Source organism: Pseudomonas corrugata, assembly GCF_050920615.1.
Taxonomy (GTDB): Bacteria; Pseudomonadota; Gammaproteobacteria; order Pseudomonadales; family Pseudomonadaceae; genus Aquipseudomonas; species Aquipseudomonas corrugata.
This window is the reverse complement of the sequence record NZ_CP130434.1, coordinates 3,445,029-3,463,123: the sequence shown is the minus strand read 5'-3', so window position 1 is coordinate 3,463,123 and position 18,095 is coordinate 3,445,029. Positions and strand designations below refer to the sequence as shown.

The window sequence follows — 18,095 nt, the reverse complement described above, 5'->3', positions numbered from 1 at the left end:
CCATGCTGACCGTCACGCTGATCAACATGCTGGTGGTGACCATCGCGGTGGTCATTCATTACGAATGCCTGTTGCGTCTGAACGATTGGCTGCCACGGCTGAAGGTCTGGAGCCGCTTCAGGATGGTCATCGGAGTTTTGGGTGCTCTGCTGGCTCACGCGATCGAAGTCTGGTGCTTCGCCCTGACGTATTACCTGATGACTCGTGATGGCGAGTGGGGCAACCTCTCCGGCCAGTTCAATGGCTCGTTCATGGACTGCGTGTACTTTTCCTTCACGACCTATACCACCATCGGTTTCGGCGACATCACCCCCGTGGGCGACCTCAAGTACCTGACCGGCCTACAAGCGCTGACCGGTCTGGTGCTGATCACCTGGACGGCGTCCTTTCTGTTTCTCGAAATGCAGAAGTACTGGAAGAAAAGGTAGCGCCTTGTAAGAGCCACCTTTGGAGCAGTCCGCAGGTTCAACTCGACGTAAGAGCATCCTGCTTCGACGTAAAGAAGCGAGCAAACAACTCGGACTGTGACTTGATATTCAATTTCGAGTAGATATTGCGACGGTGCACTTTTATCGTTTCGGCTGACAGGGAAAGCTTACCCGCGACTTCCTTATTGGAAAAACCGCTCAGCAATAATTTGAGCACATCATTCTCCCGCGTCGTCAACGGCGTGCCGAGTGGGGACATTGTCTCCGGCCATGGGGCTGGCGCGGTAAAATCCTTCGCGACGTCAACCTCGAAATTCATGCGCTGATGCATGAGTGCCGTCACCCAGGGCTTGATAAGATCAAGCGTGGTTATCTGCTCCTGACTGAAGCGGATATGACTTCCAAAAGAAACGCACAAGGTTCTTTCAGCATCGAGTCTGACGTTGTATTGCGCCTCATCCACCGAAATATACTGTTCAAAATATTGATGGTAATACTCTGTCTCGAGAAAGTGCTCAGGTGCGACATCGAGCATATGAAAGAAGCCGCTTTGAGGGTTCTCTCGATCTGCTATGTAGAACGGATCCAACATGTAAAGACCCTTCACATAGCGATGGATAAACGCATCGACTTCTTCTGTATCGGCCACTTCAGGAAGGCTGACAACTTGCACTTGGTGATTGCTAAAAATCAGTACAACCCAGTTATCGACCTGCACGTATTCATTCAACAAACGAACAAGTGAGCTCCAGAATTCTGGACGGTTCAGTCGCATGATCAATTGTCCAATCGATCGATGCCAAGCCAGGCTATGGAGGTCGAGAGGCATTTTCTACCCCTTTTGGGTTAGAGATTCGTCGGGCGCGGGTAAGTATTCGTAGGTATTTACTCTTCGTCAATGCCCGGTATATTCGCTACCGAGTTACGAGGGTCATGAGGGCCCTCCTCTTGACAAGGATAGCTGTATGAGCAAGTCGCGCCTGCGCAGCATATTTTCAGCCTCGCTTCTTTGTATCGGGATAAGCAGCTCGGTGGGGGCTGTGGAACCCGGCATGAATCTGTACAACTGGTTTGGGTTTATCGCCCCGCAGACCCCGAAGGAGTTCGAACAGGAAACCGGCATCCGCTTCCATATGGATGCATTCGACAGTGCCGAAATCATGCAGAGCAAGGTGATGGCTGGCCGCACGGGATATGACGTGGTTGTCGCCACATCCAATGTCTTGCCAAGTCTGATCAAGGCCGGGGTGCTCCAGCCGCTGGATCGCAAACAGCTGGGCAATTTATCCCATGTCGATTCGGACATCTTGTCTCAACTTGCCGTCAATGATCCTGGCAATCGTTACGCCGTACCCTATCTTTGGGGCACCACTGGCATCGGCTATGACGTCGATAAAGTCAAGGCCGCACTGGGCGATGATGCTCCAGTCGACAGCTGGGACCTGATATTCAAAGAAGAGAACATCAGTAAACTGAAGTCCTGTGGCGTGGCGATGCTCGATTCACCCAGCGAAATCATTTCGATTGCTTTGCATTATCTGGGGCTGCCGAGCAACAGCAAGAATCCGGATGACTACAAGAAGGCCCAGGCGCTGCTGTTGAAAATCCGTCCTTACGTGCTCTATTTCGATTCATCCCGAATTGACGCTGACCTCGCCGACGGCAATATCTGTGCGGTAGTGGGATGGGCCAATGGTGCTCTGGCTGCCCAGGCCATCAACGAGAAAAACCAAACCGGGCGCAAGATCGCCTACAGCCTCCCTCGCGAGGGAGCACTGGTCTGGTCGGAAAATCTGGTCTTATTGAAAGACGCTCCCCATCCGAAGGAAGGCATGGCGTTTATCAACTACATGCTACGCCCAGAAATCATCGCAAAGACTTCAAATCACACGCTGTATCCCAACGCCAACGGAGACGCCACTGAGTTTGTCGAGCAACAGTTACGTGACAATCCCTGGATTTATCCAGACAAGAAAACAGTTGCTTCACTTGTCCCTCTAGAGCCGTTGCCCCTGGCCTTGGAACGAATTCGCACTCGCGTCTGGACCAAAGTGAAGAGCGGCATTTAAACCACTGGTTTGCCTGGCGTAATTAAAACCACATAGGGAAGGACAGTCCTCACTACAGGGGGACTGTCATAGAGGTCTTAGGAAGGAACAAGATCATGTGCCAAGGTGATTACCAAGCCTGCTTGAACTCGGACGAGCGCAAAGCCTATAACGAGATTGAAGAACAAATCATTCATTGCACTCCCGAACAAGCCTGGGCGATGTACTCTATCTCGACCGGAGTGGTGCGTGTGAACATCTCTCAGGTAGTGAAAAAACTCATCATCGGCGGGAACAAGGCATTGCTGGTGGAGTTTCCCGAATTTGCCCCGGCTGAAAAGGACGTTCGTCATGCCATGGATCGTGATTCCGGTACAGGCCGGCAGCATAGCGACCCTCCCCCGTAAAATCGGCAACCACCTGGGCTTGTCGCTTTTTATAGGGTGCTTATCACTCACTCAAACACCCCTATCCTTGGCGGACAACGCTAACGGTAAAAATCTCTACCTCCAGAGATGCGCCATGTGCCACGGGTCTGACATCAAAGGCACAGGCCCCTTGGCTAACAAAAGCAATCCTCCTACCCCTGACCTGACCAGCGCCGCTTTCAAGAAACGACTCAATGATTATCCCGGCGTAGTCGTCTCATCGATCATCCTTCGTCCCAATGGAAACCTGATTCCAAAGACCCTGCGAGAGAATGGTGTAAAGCTGCCGCCCCACGCTTGGAGCGTTCAAGACCTGCGGGATTTGAATCAATACATGAGTGGCGTGATTTCAAAAAGTCGCTGATCTCGCCAGGCCCCCCTCCCCAATGAGTTTCGGGCAAAACGGCTTGTATTTTAGCTACCGTCTCCTAGCATGATATTAAAATACCATCAAAGCAGGGGCGCCATGAAACAAGCCAAGCTGATTGCCGCTCTTTTCGTTGCCGGGGAGTGCGCCCTTTCCTCGCCTGCAACCTGGGGGTTTGAAATTAACCCCTGCCTGAGGGTGCTGGTCTACAACACTTATTACCTTGATCAAGCGCCGACCAGGGACTGGAATCTTTGCAAGAAAACAGACCTGATAGAGGAGTATGCCAATGGCAAATATTCAAAAGGGACCGTCCATGAGCATATGACCAATTTCGCCATTGACGAGTACCGCGGCGCCGACTTTGAAGGATTCCTGGTCCGCAAGAGACAGACTGACAGTTCCAAGCCCAAACGGCTCATTTTTGAATACATGAATGACCCAGTGTGGGCTAAGTCACCAAGCAGGACTCCTCACAACACCTTTGCAATCATCTATGGCAGTTGGTGGAACGATGATCCTTTGATGTACACGTGGGGTGAAAGCAAAGACTTCAGAAATGGACTGTGGAATCTAAATGGCCAGTTCAAACCCGAATCTAAAAAATACGCTGGGGGCCGCGAAGATTGTGAGGTTGAGGGGAAAAATCATCTTGGCTGGAACTCTCACTATGGAAACCTCCAATACCTCCACTTCATGTCTAGCCAAATGCCCAAGGATGCCAGTGAAGAGGCGCGATTAGAAGAAACCACAAGGCTGACTCTCGTGTGGATCAAGTTCGCTTATGACGTGGCGACGGGCGATACGCCATTCGACGCACCTCTCACACCTCAAATCGAAGCCAGCTTGGGACTCCCCTCGATAGCTCTAAATCAATGCGTTAAGCAAAAAAACGTAAAAATTCGGACGCTCTTTGCTCGCTCTGGCGTTCCCATCGATGATCGAAACAAGCGCACACCTGATGTGGCGCTCGGCAGCATATTTCATATTTTCCAGGACTCATTCTCCCCTGCTCACACCTGCCGTAAGGAGGAGGTTGTCGACGGTAGTCATTACGCCGTCCTCACTCAAGCCTACAACTATCGGGTGCAGGCTAAGGACAAGCATGGTGGTGACGAGCATAGCTTCAACGACAAATATCCGGGCTGGCTTTTGACCTATGCCCGGGATGGGAATCACGTGTATGCCAATGATCCTGTAGCTGTTGGAGCTTGGATGCTAAGCGCCGTGGATACAAAGACCCCCTGGGAGTCTGTGGAGAAGCATCTTCGCGAAACCATTTTTAGAAAGCACTCTGCCGGTGTCGTTGACCAATCCCCTTGCATAGGGAAACGCTCCTTATGAGGCTAAACATATGGCATAGCGCCATCCTTCAGCTACGCTGCTCAGGATTACCCCTTCGACAAGGAAGCCGCTCCATGAATAGAGGTTGCTGCTTGGCCCTGGTTAGTACTCTCCTGGCGATCCAAGGATGTGGAAATCTCAATAGCGTTTACCGCAATCATTCGTTCAGTGGAGACGACAGCGCACTAATCGATATCAAGCAGCGAGCCATTCTGACCAATGTCGTAGGCGCCAACAGGGTGGTGTGTGCCGAGCCAAGCCCTGATGCGATGGCTAGCTATGCTGGCGAGCTAGCCGCGAAAGTCGGAAAAACCCCTGCGCAGATCAGCGCAGCTCAGCAGGAGGCTGCGACGTTCGTTGGTATGCGCACGCAGACAATTCAGGTCCTGCGCGATCAGATGTTCCGGCTTTGCGAGGCGCGCATGAATGGCGCCATTAGCGATGTGGAGTACCAGATGCTGCTGACTCGAAATCAGCGTTACACCGTGGCGCTTTTGGCCATCGAACAACTCTCCGGGGTACGGCAGGTCCCCGTAGTCAGCCTTACGCAAACCGGCACGGCCTCGATCACTGGCAGCATTGATGCTGCGACGAAACGTCTGAAGGAAGCCCAGGCTGAGAAAGCAGACATCGAGAGTCAGATCACTGCGGCCACACCGGCCACGGCTGAGCAGACACAGAAGTTGGCGGCACTGGCGGTTGAAATGGCAGAACTTAACAAATTGATAGCAGCTGGCTCCAATTTGCTGACGTCGGGATCAAGTGTTGCTAAAGCTGAGACTACTGTGAACGCTGCCGGAAGCCCGATGACGAACAGTACCGATGCGGTAAAAGAGATTGCGCTCAAAATCTTCGAGCAAACGGACGAGGCCTACGTGTGCTTTAACACGATGACCCGCTTCGCTACCGAAGCTACGGTCGTAGACTCGATGCTCGCTGCGAGAACTACGATTATCGAATACTGTAATTCGGTACTCCAACCGGGCACGGTGATCAAAGCCGCCCCCAAGCCCGCCCCTGTAAAACTTTGACAGAGTCTTACTTGGCAAGCGCGCATTTGCACAAACGAAGCGAATCGTTTCCCTAATCTGGAATGCGATGCCCGAAGAAATAACGGACGCCACTTTCAAACTCACTGGCATGGGAGTCCTCGAGAAAGGCTTCCAGAAGTGCTGACGCCTGCATCGGTCTGAACACCCGATCATGATAAAAGGAAGAGCAGTCGATGCCGGTCGCACATTCGAAGTGCCGTCGCAGTTCGAATGGGAAGCAAGGTTCCCGCAGGCGCCGTAGAATCCGCTGGGCCAAGCCAATCACGCTCAGCGGTTCACCGCCGTCGACACAGACTTGGTCCGTACCGAATCTACCTGCCAGTTCGGCGCATTTGTTCAGCACCGCGTTGCGATAGCTGTCCAGTGAGTCATAGTCCTGGTGGTCGCAAAGTTCGTATCCCGTCTCCAGGCAACCCGAGAGATGCACGGGCAGGATCTCGGCGTCGCTGATGGTCGCGACCCGTTCGAATGCAGCGAGAACAATGGGCATATCGGCCAGCTTCCCGCGCCGCGTGAGCACTGCGCCCCAGGCCAGTGTGAGCTCCAGGCCCACGTCTTCGGATGCCAGTCGTGCTGCGAGAGTGTCGACGGTAGAAGTCGGTCCGGCATCGCCTAGCAGCTCCGCGCATAGGCGTCGGTTTACCGGATGGGTGTCGCCGCCGCTCAACTCGACGAGCCCTGGCAGTAGGCTGAAATCGCCATGCTTTGCCCGCCTCAGGGCTTCCAACCACTGAAAGTAGTCATCCTCCTGCGGCAGCTGCCCGACTTCCCTTTTGGGAGGCATGGTCACTGCATCAGGGTAGGCAAAATACCCCCGCCCTTCCCAGTCGACCATTTCGGGGTTGCCATAACGACTCCACTCCATTGTCACTCCTCACAGTCGTCGCTTGCGCTGGTTCAGGCTTTTGAAGCCAATGACTGCAGCGTACCAAAGCGCTTGTCCAGATTCCGACATACAGGACACAAGTCGCCGTTTTTCTCAAGATTACCTTCACCGACGGGACAGCCGCCGGCCGCAGCCTTGGGAACCAAGTGATTGACTTGCCGCTCGTCTTGAATCTCGGCCTGCACCGGTGCGCGACCCAGCTTCGGCGTCAGATTTGCAATCACTTGTGCTTCGCTCGGTACATTGAAGACCCCTTGGTACGTGTCACGCAGGCTGTTCCAGGCACTTTTGTTCGCCTGCCGCTCCGCTGGCGTCACGGGTCGCCTGAATACGTTGCAGGGCGCAGACGGAACGAGCCGGCTGTTGCAGGTGCAAGGAGGCGTTGCCGTCTTGCGATTGCTCACGTCGTTCATCAAGGTGGTGTATGTAGCCGCATGGGGGGCCACATTACCGGCAGAATCTTTCATGTACCAATCGTCCATCGTCATCGGCTTGCCGGCGGAATGACGAGGCCCGTTGCAACACGCGCATTTGTAAGGGCTTTCATCCTCCAGTTCGCCCCAACCCACTGCTTCAAGATTCGGATTGGGAGCTCCCACGCCAGGTGCGCTGGCGTGATTGCTGGTGGTGATGTCGCAGTGTCGGCAGACATACTTGCCCTCAATCTGGACGTCCATCGACCAGGCCTGGAAATAGGTCTTGCCCGTAATCTGGTGCGTGATCACCGACATTCCCCAGGCCCGGGTTGCCGCTTCGTCGCCGAGCATGGATGGCTGGTAATAGGACTGTTGTGACAACGCTGCCGGCTTGCGTTGCAGCATGACCGTCCTGGAGCCCTGTTTAAGCGCCGACGAGAAGGAAGTATCTGGATAAGGAACCGGAATCGGCCCGGCAGGTGGCCCTGGGGGCGAAAGGCAGACATCGGGAAACGAGGCGATCACTTTGCCCATGCCGGCTTTTCCGGCAATCTCATTGCTGTTGGCATAGACCTCGTGCGACATGTCAGCGCTCCCTCACTGTGCCACTGATTACGGCGGCTGCGCGTGCACCGTTCGCTGATGAGCTGTGTACCAGCGCAATCGGACCGGGGGCATAGCCACGCGCAAACGCTTGTTCAATCCAAGCGATTTGTATCGCGCCCAGCGCTGCTCCACAGTCACCAACATAACTCGCCGGATGCCATAGATCCTGGGTCGGGCGGGTTTGCTGCATCAGGCGAGACTGGACCAGGGCCAGGTCCTCGAACCCATAGGCTTCGCCCGACACATCGCTCAAACGCCAAGCGATGTCGTGCATGGCAACGCCGGCTTGTGCAATGGCCGCTGCGACAGCCGTTGTCATTCCCAGTCCCAGTTGTGGCTCGTCATTGAACACTGTGGCGGCATCGTTTCCAGTACCCACGCCACGAACGACCAAGGGCGCCGCATTCATTGGCTTTCGACTGACGAGTAGCACCGCCGCGCCTTCCCCCGGTATCACGCCGTCTGAGCGTAGCGTGTTCTTGAGCCGACCGCTCTGCTCCAACCAGAGCAAGCAGCGAGGATCCGTGAGGGAATCGACCGCTACGATCAGGCAGGCGTCACGGTCGGCCTGGTCCATGGCCCGCTCTGCCAGACTCAACGCCTCGATGCTTGCTACATGTCCAAGGGCTACATGGGCAGCGCCTTTACGCTGCAGCAGCCATCCTGATCGCGCCTCGACTTCCGTCACGATGCCGTCAATGCGCGAGCCAGGCCTTTGCGGCTCGGAGGTGCAGAGAAGAAGCGGCAACTCACCTGGATCCGCGCGGCCCGCCAATGCGGCACGGCTATGCTCCAGGACCTGAACCAGCATTTCTACGAGCCGTGCACGTCCGTGGAGATCCTCCGCTACCGTTGGCACTCTGGCCCCAATGATCGGCTCCAAGCCATCTTCGACCCATGGCAATTCATCGAAGCCGCTTATCCCTGCACGCATTGCTGCAGCAGCGGCCGCGGGAGACAGACCGACAGCGCAGACCAATCCCAGGCAAGACAGGTAGACGGGCTGCATCATGTCTTCGCCTGCCCATGTCCAGATGAGGTGACCAAGTCTGCCAGGTTGGCGAAATGCGGTTTACCGTGCAGGTCTGTATAACGGCGCTTGCCGACCTGTATTTCTCGCAGTTGCGCCAGTTTGCGAGGCAGCGGCACCGATGTTCTGCCGAGTAACGTAAGCCTCGCACAACCGGGCTCGAGGATAACGGTGTCGGCGTTGATGAGCGCCTGTACCTGGCGACTTTCGAAGCGGAAGGTGATCGGGATCTCAAAGGCCGGCGTCTGAGCGACAAACGCCCCGCCCGAACTCATATTGGCACAGGTGAAACGTGTGCCAGCGTCCAGACGATCCAGCTGCTGATCGAGCGGCGCCGCCTGGAAATAACGAACGTCAAAGTTTTCCGGCAGAAAGGGCCGGCGTGTCTCGAACCAGTGTCGGTCGTATGTCCCTGCGAAGCCAATACGCGGGTGCCAGCCCCGGCCGACGGGTGCAAAACCAATGGGTTGCGGCTTATCCGTCCATGCCCCCATCAGATCGTCGTGGCGCTCCACGTTCGGCAACATCGTGTTGAGGATGTTGTCGTCTCGGTCATTCAGATGGAAACCAACACCGGAGGGATTACGAAGATCGCTGCCACGTTTCGTCTCGTCGTAATGGGATTGATCGCTGCCACCAAAAGCACGATCCCAGGAAAGCGGCATCGAGGTGAAGGACGACGGCGGCGACGCGATGATGCCAGTAGCCCCGAGCGTCCAGACACGATCGCCACTCACCACTGCATGCTTATGGATACCCGCACCCGCGAAGCCGACTTGTAATCGGCTTACTGGCTCACCCTTCGGAGAAACGGCCAAGGCATGGACCAGCACATCGACGCGGGGTTTCACCGGTGCGAAGTCGGTCTCGAAACGGACCGATGTCGTACCGGGATCGCCGTGATGCTGGTCGCAATAGACAAAGGGGACCTGCTCCGATGCAGGCACGCAGCGGCCCTGATCGATAACGTCAAAGGTCGCCCTGACGACCACAACGCAGTGCTTCTGTCCGCTTTTATCTGTTGAAACAAAGCGTTCGGCGAGAAACGGGGTGGTGTTGCTGGTGATCTGCATAGTGCTGGTGGCTCGTGCACATAGCCTGGCAACAGTCCTGAAGGGCATGAACACCCTATGCCGTGGCGCTACGAGCCCACACCTCCCTTTCCTTGGCACACCTGCGTTGTTGTACTGCAACGATAGCATGCCGCTGGCTCGGCGCTTGGCTCGACTCTTTGACCAAGAGGCGAGTAACAACACCGCCATTCCCGTCTACGCTTGCTGAACGAGGCTAAAGCGCACGACACCCTCGGCCCGTAGAAGACGGGTGGAACTGAGCGCCGAACAGACCGATAGGGAGATCATCCTGTGGTAGATAGACAGCGATATGCAGTCAAGACGGCCCACTGACGTCCGAACCCGAGCCAGAGGACGCCGTTGATGCCAATCACGCAAAACAACCGCCTGGTGCAGGTCGACAGCCCCCTCGGTGGTGACGTCCTGCTGCTGCAAGGCATGGAAGGCAGTGAAGAATTAGGTCGCTGTTTTCACTATGAACTGGATCTGACCTCCGAAGACCGGGCGATCACCTTCGATCAGTTGCTGGGCAAGCCGATGGGCTTGACCCTGGAACTGTACGACGGCGGTCAACGCTACTTCCACGGGATTGTCTGCAGTTGCCGTCAATTGACCGGCCACGGCCAGTTCGCCGGTTACCGGGTCACACTGCGGCCGTGGTTCTGGTTGCTAACACGCACGTCGGACTGCCGGATTTTCCAGAACAAGACAGTCCCGGACATTATCAAGCAGGTATTCCGTGACCTCGGTTTCTCCGACTTCGAAGACAGCCTGAGCGGCAGTTATCGCGAGTGGGAGTACTGCGTGCAGTACCGCGAAAACAGCTTCGATTTCGTCAGCCGCTTGATGGAACAGGAAGGCATCTACTATTACTTCCGGCATGAAAAGGCACGCCATGTACTGGTGCTGGCCGATGCCTATGGTGCCCATACCACGGTGCCGGACTACGCCTGCGTCCCCTTCTATCCGCCTGATCGACAGATGCGCGAGCGGGACCATTTCTACGATTGGCAACTGGCACGGGAAGTCCAACCCGGTTCCCTGGCGCTGAACGACTATGACTTCCAACGCCCTCGCGCCAGCCTTGAGGTGCGCTCCAGTGTCATGCGCGACCACAGCAACGGTGACTACCCGCTCTACGACTACCCCGGGGAATACCTGCAGAGCAATGACGGCGAGCACTACGCGCGTACCCGCATCGAAGCCATTCACAGCCAGTTTGAACGGGTGCAGTTGCGCGGTCTCGCTCGTGGGCTGGGCTCCGGTCATTTGTTCACGCTGACGGGTTACGACCGGGCAGACCAGAATCGCGAATACCTGGTGGTGGTCGCACGCTATCAGATCCGCCAGGATCCTTATGAAAGCGGGCAGTCGGATCTGGCCGAACAGTTCGTCAGCGAGCTGGACTGCATGGACGCTCATCAGGCCTTCCGCCCTCTTCCGCTGACACCCATGCCCATTGTCCGCGGGCCGCAGACCGCCGTGGTGGTGGGCCCCGGTGGCGAGGAAATATGGACCGACCAGTATGGCCGGGTCAAAGTGCATTTCCACTGGGACCGTCACGACCAATCCAACGAAAACAGCTCCTGTTGGATTCGAGTGTCCCAGGCCTGGGCCGGCAAGAATTGGGGTTCGGTGCAGATCCCACGGATCGGCCAGGAAGTCATCGTCAGCTTCCTGGAAGGCGACCCCGATCGGCCGATCATCACCGGCCGCGTCTACAACGCCGAACAGACCGTGCCCTATGGGCTGCCCGCCAATGCCACCCAGAGCGGGGTGAAAAGCCGTTCAAGCAAGGGCGGGTCGCCGGCCAACTTCAACGAAATCCGCATGGAGGACAAGAAAGGCGCGGAGCAGCTGTTCATCCATGCCGAGAAGAACCAGGACATCGAGGTCGAGAACGACGAAACCCACTGGGTCGGTCATGACCGCAGCAAGACCATCGACAACGATGAAACCGTGCACGTCAAACATGACCGCACGGAAACGGTGGACAACAACGAGACCATCACCATCGGCGTGGACCGTACCGAGAAAGTGGGCAACAACGAAAAGATCACCATCGGCGTCAATCGCACCGAGAAAGTCGGCAGCAACGAGACCATCACCATCGGTGCGGACCGCACGGAAAAAGTCGGCGCCAACGAGGCCATCACCATCGTCGGCAACCGCAGCGAAGACGTCGGCGGTAACGAGACGATCGGCATTTCCGGTAACCGTGATGAGTCGGTCAAAGGCAATGAAGGCATCGAGATCAGCGGCAACCAGAGCACCGATATCAACGGCAACCACAACACCCGGATCGGCCAGAACGAATCCCGTGATGTCGCCCAGAACCGCAGCACCGACATCAAGCAGAACGACAGCCTGGAGGTTGGCAAGCATTTCTCCGTCACCGCCGGCGACTCGATCACGCTGACCACGGGGGCGGCCAGCATCACCATGAAGAAGGACGGCACCATCATGATCAGCGGCAAGAACATCACCCTCGACGGCTCCGGCGCCATCAATATCAAGGCCAACAGGAACGTCGTCGTCAAGGGCCAGAAGATCCTGCAGAACTAGCCATGGAGTGGCCGCTATGACCGTTGAATACCAGCTTCCCGTAGCCCCCACTTCCGCGCCGATGCGCGTGGATGGCGTGGTGATTGGCGTATTGCTGGACGTGCCCAGGGTGGACGCCCCGGTGGTGGCTTTTCCCGGCTGCCCCGGTGAAACCGGCCTCGCCGCCCGCACCACCACCCCACTGACCCGTGAAGATATCGGCGTCCAGGTCGCGCTGATGTTCGAGGCGGGCGACCCGGCACGGCCCCTGGTGATCGGCCGCATCCAGCGCCTGGAGGAGCCTGCATCGCCAGCGCTCGCCCACCTGGATGGCGAACGCCTGGAGTTCACCGCCGAACGGGAAATCGTCCTGCGCTGCGGCAAGGCCAGCATCACCCTGACCCGCGCGGGCAAAGTGATCATCAGCGGCGCCTACCTCTCCAGCCGCTCCAGCGGGGTCAACCGCATCAAGGGCGGTTCGGTGCAGATCAACTAGAAGGCAAGCATCCTCTCAAACTCAATGGCAAACAGTGGGAGCGGTTGATATGCCTGCACAACACATGAACTTCCCATGAACAACTCGCTGTCCCTGGTGATCGAACAGCATGCCGAAGACGCCAGCTTCCTCGCCAATCTGCGGGACGACGCCCTGCACGCGCCTCACTACGACATCGAACACCTCGGCATACTCGATAACCGCCTTGACGCTCACCTCGACGGGTTGCGTATTGCAGCCCGTAACGGCCTGGAAACGCTGCTGAGCCAACTTGGCCCCCATGCCATTGGCGAGATGTTTGCCTGCGTGGTGCTGGCCTTCGAGTCGGCCAACGGAAAAGTGTTATCACAGCTGAGTGAACACCTGCGAAGTGCTGCAGAAACGGAACGCGGTTATCTGATGGCCTTGGGCTGGCTCGACTGGGAGCAGCTATCGCCCTGGATCGATCGCATGCTCGCCGCCCCTGAAGCCATGTTCCGCCGCCTGGGCCTGGCGGCCTGCGGCATGCATCGGCACGACCCTGGTCCAGCCCTGCTTGACGGACTTTGCGACACCGATCCAAGCGTGCTGGCCCGTGCCGCTCGTACCGCCGGCGAGCTGCGCCGGCGCGAGTTGCTACCCAGCATCCGCGCCCACTGCAGGCACCCTGAGGCCGCCACGCGCTTCTGGGCCAATTGGGCCGCAGTCCAGATGGGCGATCAGCCAGCCCTTGAGCCTCTGCGCCAATTCGCCGAGCGACCGGGTCAATTCCAGTATCGCGCCCTCTGCGCATTATTGGTGTGGCAAGAACTCGAGCCCAGCATCGCCTGGATACGCCAGTTGGTACAGGACCCCAGGGACCTACGGATTGGCATCCAGGCTCTTGGATTGTTGGGTGATCCGGTCTGCGTACCCTGGCTGATCCAGCAGATGAGCAACCTGCCTTACGCCCGCGTCGCCGGCGAAGCCTTCAGCATGATCACCGGCGCCGACCTGGCGCTACTTGATCTTGAATTGCAGGACCTGCCCGATTTCAATGCAGGCCCGAACGACAACCCCGCAGACCCGGACGTCGCCATGGACCCCGATGAGAACCTGCCCTGGCCCGATCCGCGCCCGATCGAAGCCTGGTGGCAAGCCAACGGCGGTCAGTTTCAGGTGGGCACTCGCTACCTACTGGGACTGGCGCACAGCGAACGCTCATTTCAACAGGTACTGATTTGCGGCCAACAACGCCAGCGCATCGCTGCCGCCTGCGGCCTCGCCCGCTTTCGACCAAACGAGGTGCTTTTTCCCACCAGCGCGCCGATCTGGCGGCAAAAGCGGTTGCTCGGCATGACCGCGGCGTTCGGGCATTGATGATCAGCCTTCCAGCAGCAGAAGCGTTCTGCTATCGGGCTCACCCGAATAAAACTGATCGAGCGCCTGTGGGTACAGCGCAGACTCGGGCTGTGCCGTCATGAACAGCGTAAGGCAGGAGCGAAACTTCAGATCGTCGGGCGAGCCGAATATCTGCCGGGCGCTCATGTCGTGGTGTTGCAGGACAGTGGTGACACACGCCTCCAGCCGAGGGCCGAGCACCGCGTGCTGCAGATACGCGCGGGCTTCGGCCAGACCGGAGATGGCGAACCGGGCCGCCATCCCTGAACGTCCGAGCCCCTCCAACTGCGGAAAGATGAACCACATCCAGTGGCTCGTTTTCCGGCCTGCCCGCAGCTCGTCCATGACGCTGCTGAACACCGGGCGCTGGGCTTCGACAAAACGGGACAGATTGTAAGTGTCGTGCATGAGCCGTTTTCCTCCGCGGCCGGCCGCATCCATCGCGGCCGACAGTGTCCGTTTCTTTAAGCGAACAACCTATGAGTCAGGCCGATTGCTCCTGCTTAAGGCGCTTGAGCAGCGCATGGGCGGCAGCTTCAGAGGACGCGGGATTCTGGCCGGTGATCAAGTGCCCATCCTCGACCACATAACTGGCCCAGTCCGCAGCCTTGGAATACTCGCCGCCCTTGGCCTTGAGCATGTCTTCCACCAGGAACGGCACCACTTGCGTCAGCCCTACCGCCTCCTCTTCGGAGTTGGTGAAACCGGTCACCTTTTTACCGTTCACAATCGGCTGCCCATCCGGTGCGTTGACGTTCTTGAACACCCCGGGCGCGTGACAGACGGCGGCGATGGGTTTATTCGCCCCGTAGAAGGCTTCGATAAGGACCCTGGAGTCGGTGTCCTCGGCCAGATCCCAGAGAGGTCCATGGCCTCCTGGATAAAACACCGCGTCGAAGTCATAGGGGTCGATCTCGCCCAGCGGCACGGTGTTGGCCAATGCCATCTGGGCCTGGGTATCCGCACCAAAACGACGGGTCGCATCGGTTTGAGCATCTGCTTCGTTGCTCTTGGGGTCCAGAGGTGGCTGCCCGCCTTTGGGAGACGCGAGCGTGACCGAAGCCTTGGCGTCGACAAACACGTAGTAAGGCGCGGCGAATTCTTCCAGCCAGAAACCGGTCTTCTTGCCGGTGTCGCCCAACTGATCGTGAGAGGTAAGAACCATCAGAATGTTCATGTGCATCCAGCCTCCGAGGTAAACGGGCGAAGTGTGCTCGCCCTGCATTACTCTCAGAGGCCACATTGGGGCAGACGTTCAAGCCGGTTCGGCCAGCGTCCTACCAAAGCGCGACATCGTAGGTGAAATAGATGCGGTTGCTGTCACGCCCCCGTGAGAAATCCGAGCGATAGACGTAGTTACGCAGCTTCACCCCCAGCCCCTTGAAGGTGCCTTGCTGCACGACATACGCGATTTCGGCATCACGCTCCCATTCCTTCACCGCGCTGTCGGACTTGCCGTCGTTGCCGCTCAGGTAGCGACTGGAAAACGTGAGGCCAGGTACGCCGAGGCGGGCAAAATCGTAGCCATAGCCGAGCATCCAGGTCTTCTCGTCTTCCTCGATGAACTTGCCAATCCCGACATTGCTGAAGGAATAGACCGTGGCGCCGCTGATGTACGGCAGACCGGCCTCGCCGCTGAGCGTCTGGTAGCCGGCACTGAATGTATGGCCGACAACGGCGTAGGAAAGCAGACCGCTGAGCATGTCGTTGTCGATCTTGCCGCCGTAGGCCGAACCGGAATCGACACTGTTGAAGTAACGCAGGTCGCCAGTCAGTACCCCGCTGCCCAGCGGCAGGTCGTGCTGGATGCCGGCGAAATTCTGTCGGTAGAAGTTCTCAAGCTCGCCATAGAAGTAGCTCAGTCGGGTATTTTTCCCCAGCTTGTAATCGGCACCGGCGTAGTTGAAATCGCCTGACTGATCCCCACGGTAGCCGTCAGGCACGATCGGCATGCTGTCGCTGGAATCCCGCAGTTTGAAACGCTCAAGATGGCCGCCGGTCAGGGCGAGATTGTCGACGTCTGTGCTGCTGATCTGCATGCCCTGGTAGGTTTGGGGCAACACTCGTGCATCGTTGTAGATCAGCACCGGTGTCTTGGGCAACAAGGTCCCGTACTTGAGCGTGGTCTTGGCTACCCTGGCCTTGGCGGTCATCCCCGCGCTGGCAAACTCATCGGCGGCACGACCATCGTCATGGACGGGCAACAGGCCAGTGCCACTGCGGCCGCGCCCGGAGTCGAGCTTGACCCCGAGCAGCCCCAGGGCATCGACGCCAAAGCCAACGGTGCCGGGGGTAAAACCCGACTGGTAATCCAACAGGAAGCCTTGAGCCCATTCGGTGCGTTCGCTCTTTGCGGATCTCGCCGCTCCTGCGCTCATCCCATGCTCGTCGCGAAAATTCTCGTTGATGTAGACGTTGCGCAATTGCAGCTTGAGCTTGCTGTCGTCGATGAAACCTTCGGCGCTGGCCGTGGCCAGCGGCAACAGGCCGAGCATTGAAAATACAGCCCCACGGGTCAGAAAAGTGTTCATATCCAGGTTTTCTCGTTGTCGTTATTTTGCGTGCAGGCCAGCGCACCCCTCGGCGGCGAGGCGTGTCAGGCGCAAAGCGAAAGTATCGGGTTGATCAGGAGAACAGGGTCAACGCACCCGTCAGCAAGGCCAGCGCGGTAATCACCAGGGACGTGAGCACCGCCCACTTGACGGTCGCCTTCTGGAAGTCGCCAAGGTCGCGATCAACCATGCCCACCAACAACAGGGTCGAAGCCACCAGCGGACTCATCAGGTGCACCGACTGACCGAGAATGGATGCGCGGGCGATTTCCACCGGATCGATCCCATACGCGCCAGCGGCGTTGGCCAGGATGGGCACGACGCCGAAGTAGTAGGCATCGTTGGACAGCACAAAGGTCAGCGGCATGCTGGTGATCGCTACCACCAGCGGGAACAGATGTCCCCACGAGGGTGGAATCCAATCGACCAGGGTCTGCGCCAGTGCGTCGACCATTTTTGTCCCGGAGAAAATACCGGCGAAAATACCGGCCGCGAAAACCAGCAGGACCACGGTCATGGCGTTGCCCGAGTGGGCAAGAATGCGCTCCTTCTGAATGTCCAGTTGCGGATAGTTGATCATCAGTGCCAGGACGAAACCGATCAGGAACAGGATCGCCGAGTGCATGAGCCCCATCACCAGGGCAGCCATGACCGCGATCACCAGGAGCAGATTGACGTAGGCCAGTTTCGGACGCTTGTGCGGGGTGTCCTCGATGATTGCCTTGATATAGCAGTCCCCCCCGCCGCTTTGCAGTTGGACGTTGCCAATGCGCTTGCGCTCGGCACGGCCCAGCAGGAACGCCGTGAACACCACCCACAGCGCACCGCCGATCATGGTCGGCAGCAAGGGCACGAAATATTCGCCGGCATCCAGGCCCAGTGCGGCGATCGCACGGGTCGCCGGGCCGCCCCAGGGGGTCATGCCGCTCATGATGCTCAGGGAGAGCATCGCCACGGTCGCCAGGATCATCGGGTTCATGCCGATGCGCTTGTACAACGGCAGCATGGCGGCGCAGGTGATCATGTAAGTCGTCGTGCCATCACCGTCCAACGCCACCACCAACGACAGCAGGGCCGTGCCGACGGCGATTTTCATCGGGTCGCCATTGACCCGCTTGAGGATCTTGCGGATCAGCGGATCGAACAGGCCCGTGTCGATCATCAGGCCAAAAAACAGGATCGCGAACAGTAGCAAGGCTGCCGAGGGCGCGACCATCTTCAAGCCGTCCAGCATCATTTTGCCGGTGGTGCCGCCGAACCCGCCGATCACCGCAAAGATAATTGGCACGATCGTCAGGGCCACGATCGGCGACAGGCGTTTGGTCATTATCAGGAAGGTGAAGACCACCACCATGGCCAAGCCAAGTAAAGCGAGCATAGGTCAGTTCTCTTGTTGTTATTAGTAGCTTTACCAACACCCAGGCGCACGCCTTCCAACCTGCCAGGCGACACGTTCAGTGTGCCTG

General features: G+C 57.8%; 18 protein-coding genes. 9 read left to right on the top strand and 9 right to left on the bottom strand.

Going from position 1 to position 18,095, the window contains the following annotated elements; genetic code table 11:
* Positions 1-2 precede the first annotated feature (2 nt).
* Complete coding sequence (locus QZH45_RS15625) at positions 3-428, top strand: potassium channel family protein (RefSeq protein WP_024777231.1); 426 nt, start codon at positions 3-5, stop codon at positions 426-428.
* 37 nt (positions 429-465) lie between these two features.
* Here the strand turns inward: QZH45_RS15625 and QZH45_RS15620 are convergent, their stop codons facing one another.
* Positions 466-1,257: a helix-turn-helix transcriptional regulator gene (locus QZH45_RS15620; RefSeq protein ID WP_024777232.1), complete on the bottom strand. Its 792-nt coding sequence runs from the start codon at positions 1,255-1,257 to the stop codon at positions 466-468.
* 136 nt (positions 1,258-1,393) lie between these two features.
* Here QZH45_RS15620 and QZH45_RS15615 point away from each other — a divergent pair, with 136 nt between their 5' ends.
* The 5 genes from QZH45_RS15615 to QZH45_RS15595 all read left to right on the top strand — a co-directional run bounded on the left by QZH45_RS15615 (position 1,394) and on the right by QZH45_RS15595 (position 5,646).
* A complete protein-coding gene (locus QZH45_RS15615) occupies positions 1,394-2,497 on the top strand; it encodes a polyamine ABC transporter substrate-binding protein (protein WP_024777233.1) in 1,104 nt (367 codons plus the stop codon).
* Positions 2,498-2,592: 95 nt separating this feature from the next.
* On the top strand, positions 2,593-2,883 hold the full coding sequence (locus tag QZH45_RS15610; protein WP_024777234.1) for a hypothetical protein: 291 nt from the start codon (positions 2,593-2,595) through the stop codon (positions 2,881-2,883).
* Positions 2,828-3,268: a cytochrome c gene (locus QZH45_RS15605; RefSeq protein ID WP_080686198.1), complete on the top strand. Its 441-nt coding sequence runs from the start codon at positions 2,828-2,830 to the stop codon at positions 3,266-3,268. The genes QZH45_RS15610 and QZH45_RS15605 overlap by 56 nt, the downstream gene beginning before the upstream one ends.
* Positions 3,269-3,370: 102 nt before the next feature.
* Complete coding sequence (locus QZH45_RS15600) at positions 3,371-4,615, top strand: hypothetical protein (protein WP_024777235.1); 1,245 nt, start codon at positions 3,371-3,373, stop codon at positions 4,613-4,615.
* Positions 4,616-4,707: 92 nt separating this feature from the next.
* Positions 4,708-5,646, top strand: coding sequence for a hypothetical protein (locus tag QZH45_RS15595; protein WP_152979001.1), 939 nt, complete (start codon positions 4,708-4,710; stop codon positions 5,644-5,646).
* Positions 5,647-5,698: 52 nt separating this feature from the next.
* Here QZH45_RS15595 and QZH45_RS15590 read toward each other — a convergent pair whose 3' ends face one another.
* The 4 genes from QZH45_RS15590 to QZH45_RS15575 are packed head-to-tail and all read right to left on the bottom strand — an operon-like array spanning position 5,699 to position 9,678.
* On the bottom strand, positions 5,699-6,532 hold the full coding sequence (locus tag QZH45_RS15590) for a hypothetical protein (RefSeq protein WP_055134966.1): 834 nt from the start codon (positions 6,530-6,532) through the stop codon (positions 5,699-5,701).
* A 32-nt stretch (positions 6,533-6,564) separates the two neighbouring features.
* Positions 6,565-7,554 carry a PAAR-like domain-containing protein gene (locus QZH45_RS15585; protein ID WP_024777238.1) on the bottom strand — a complete coding sequence of 330 codons (990 nt, stop codon included), beginning with the start codon at positions 7,552-7,554 and terminating at the stop codon, positions 6,565-6,567.
* A 1-nt stretch (position 7,555) separates the two neighbouring features.
* A complete protein-coding gene (locus QZH45_RS15580) occupies positions 7,556-8,587 on the bottom strand; it encodes a hypothetical protein (RefSeq protein WP_050593790.1) in 1,032 nt (343 codons plus the stop codon).
* Positions 8,584-9,678: a DUF2169 family type VI secretion system accessory protein gene (locus tag QZH45_RS15575; RefSeq protein ID WP_050593792.1), complete on the bottom strand. Its 1,095-nt coding sequence runs from the start codon at positions 9,676-9,678 to the stop codon at positions 8,584-8,586. Before QZH45_RS15575 ends, QZH45_RS15580 begins: the two co-directional genes overlap by 4 nt.
* Before the next feature lie 363 nt (positions 9,679-10,041).
* On the opposite strand from QZH45_RS15575, the gene QZH45_RS15570 reads away from it, so the two are divergent.
* The 3 genes from QZH45_RS15570 (at position 10,042) to QZH45_RS15560 (ending at position 14,056) form a co-directional block, all read left to right on the top strand.
* A complete protein-coding gene (locus QZH45_RS15570) occupies positions 10,042-12,243 on the top strand; it encodes a type VI secretion system Vgr family protein (RefSeq protein ID WP_055134965.1) in 2,202 nt (733 codons plus the stop codon).
* Between the two features lie 16 nt (positions 12,244-12,259).
* Positions 12,260-12,718: a DUF6484 domain-containing protein gene (locus QZH45_RS15565; protein WP_053193966.1), complete on the top strand. Its 459-nt coding sequence runs from the start codon at positions 12,260-12,262 to the stop codon at positions 12,716-12,718.
* 75 nt (positions 12,719-12,793) lie between these two features.
* A complete protein-coding gene (locus QZH45_RS15560) occupies positions 12,794-14,056 on the top strand; it encodes a TIGR02270 family protein (protein WP_053193964.1) in 1,263 nt (420 codons plus the stop codon).
* A gap of 3 nt (positions 14,057-14,059) precedes the next feature.
* Here QZH45_RS15560 and QZH45_RS15555 read toward each other — a convergent pair whose 3' ends face one another.
* The 4 genes from QZH45_RS15555 to QZH45_RS15540 form a co-directional block, all read right to left on the bottom strand.
* Complete coding sequence (locus tag QZH45_RS15555; RefSeq protein ID WP_024777244.1) at positions 14,060-14,485, bottom strand: DUF1810 domain-containing protein; 426 nt, start codon at positions 14,483-14,485, stop codon at positions 14,060-14,062.
* A 76-nt stretch (positions 14,486-14,561) separates the two neighbouring features.
* Positions 14,562-15,254 carry a type 1 glutamine amidotransferase domain-containing protein gene (locus QZH45_RS15550; RefSeq protein ID WP_053193962.1) on the bottom strand — a complete coding sequence of 231 codons (693 nt, stop codon included), beginning with the start codon at positions 15,252-15,254 and terminating at the stop codon, positions 14,562-14,564.
* A gap of 100 nt (positions 15,255-15,354) precedes the next feature.
* Positions 15,355-16,608 carry an OprD family porin gene (locus tag QZH45_RS15545; RefSeq protein ID WP_055134963.1) on the bottom strand — a complete coding sequence of 418 codons (1,254 nt, stop codon included), beginning with the start codon at positions 16,606-16,608 and terminating at the stop codon, positions 15,355-15,357.
* 94 nt (positions 16,609-16,702) lie between these two features.
* Positions 16,703-18,007, bottom strand: coding sequence for a CitMHS family transporter (locus QZH45_RS15540; protein WP_055134962.1), 1,305 nt, complete (start codon positions 18,005-18,007; stop codon positions 16,703-16,705).
* Positions 18,008-18,095: the final 88 nt, after the last annotated feature.

What these genes read in the sequence shown, in the direction of transcription:
- QZH45_RS15625 (WP_024777231.1), top strand. Translation starts at nt 3, where the DNA reads ATGCTGACCGTCACGCTGATCAACATGCTGGTGGTGACCATCGCGGTG.
- QZH45_RS15620 (WP_024777232.1), bottom strand. Translation starts at nt 1,257, where the DNA reads ATGCCTCTCGACCTCCATAGCCTGGCTTGGCATCGATCGATTGGACAA.
- QZH45_RS15615 (WP_024777233.1), top strand. Translation starts at nt 1,394, where the DNA reads ATGAGCAAGTCGCGCCTGCGCAGCATATTTTCAGCCTCGCTTCTTTGT.
- QZH45_RS15610 (WP_024777234.1), top strand. Translation starts at nt 2,593, where the DNA reads ATGTGCCAAGGTGATTACCAAGCCTGCTTGAACTCGGACGAGCGCAAA.
- QZH45_RS15605 (WP_080686198.1), top strand. Translation starts at nt 2,828, where the DNA reads ATGCCATGGATCGTGATTCCGGTACAGGCCGGCAGCATAGCGACCCTC.
- QZH45_RS15600 (WP_024777235.1), top strand. Translation starts at nt 3,371, where the DNA reads ATGAAACAAGCCAAGCTGATTGCCGCTCTTTTCGTTGCCGGGGAGTGC.
- QZH45_RS15590 (WP_055134966.1), bottom strand. Translation starts at nt 6,532, where the DNA reads ATGGAGTGGAGTCGTTATGGCAACCCCGAAATGGTCGACTGGGAAGGG.
- QZH45_RS15585 (WP_024777238.1), bottom strand. Translation starts at nt 7,554, where the DNA reads ATGTCGCACGAGGTCTATGCCAACAGCAATGAGATTGCCGGAAAAGCC.
- QZH45_RS15580 (WP_050593790.1), bottom strand. Translation starts at nt 8,587, where the DNA reads ATGATGCAGCCCGTCTACCTGTCTTGCCTGGGATTGGTCTGCGCTGTC.
- QZH45_RS15575 (WP_050593792.1), bottom strand. Translation starts at nt 9,678, where the DNA reads ATGCAGATCACCAGCAACACCACCCCGTTTCTCGCCGAACGCTTTGTT.
- QZH45_RS15570 (WP_055134965.1), top strand. Translation starts at nt 10,042, where the DNA reads ATGCCAATCACGCAAAACAACCGCCTGGTGCAGGTCGACAGCCCCCTC.
- QZH45_RS15565 (WP_053193966.1), top strand. Translation starts at nt 12,260, where the DNA reads ATGACCGTTGAATACCAGCTTCCCGTAGCCCCCACTTCCGCGCCGATG.
- QZH45_RS15560 (WP_053193964.1), top strand. Translation starts at nt 12,794, where the DNA reads ATGAACAACTCGCTGTCCCTGGTGATCGAACAGCATGCCGAAGACGCC.
- QZH45_RS15555 (WP_024777244.1), bottom strand. Translation starts at nt 14,485, where the DNA reads ATGCACGACACTTACAATCTGTCCCGTTTTGTCGAAGCCCAGCGCCCG.
- QZH45_RS15550 (WP_053193962.1), bottom strand. Translation starts at nt 15,254, where the DNA reads ATGAACATTCTGATGGTTCTTACCTCTCACGATCAGTTGGGCGACACC.
- QZH45_RS15545 (WP_055134963.1), bottom strand. Translation starts at nt 16,608, where the DNA reads ATGAACACTTTTCTGACCCGTGGGGCTGTATTTTCAATGCTCGGCCTG.
- QZH45_RS15540 (WP_055134962.1), bottom strand. Translation starts at nt 18,007, where the DNA reads ATGCTCGCTTTACTTGGCTTGGCCATGGTGGTGGTCTTCACCTTCCTG.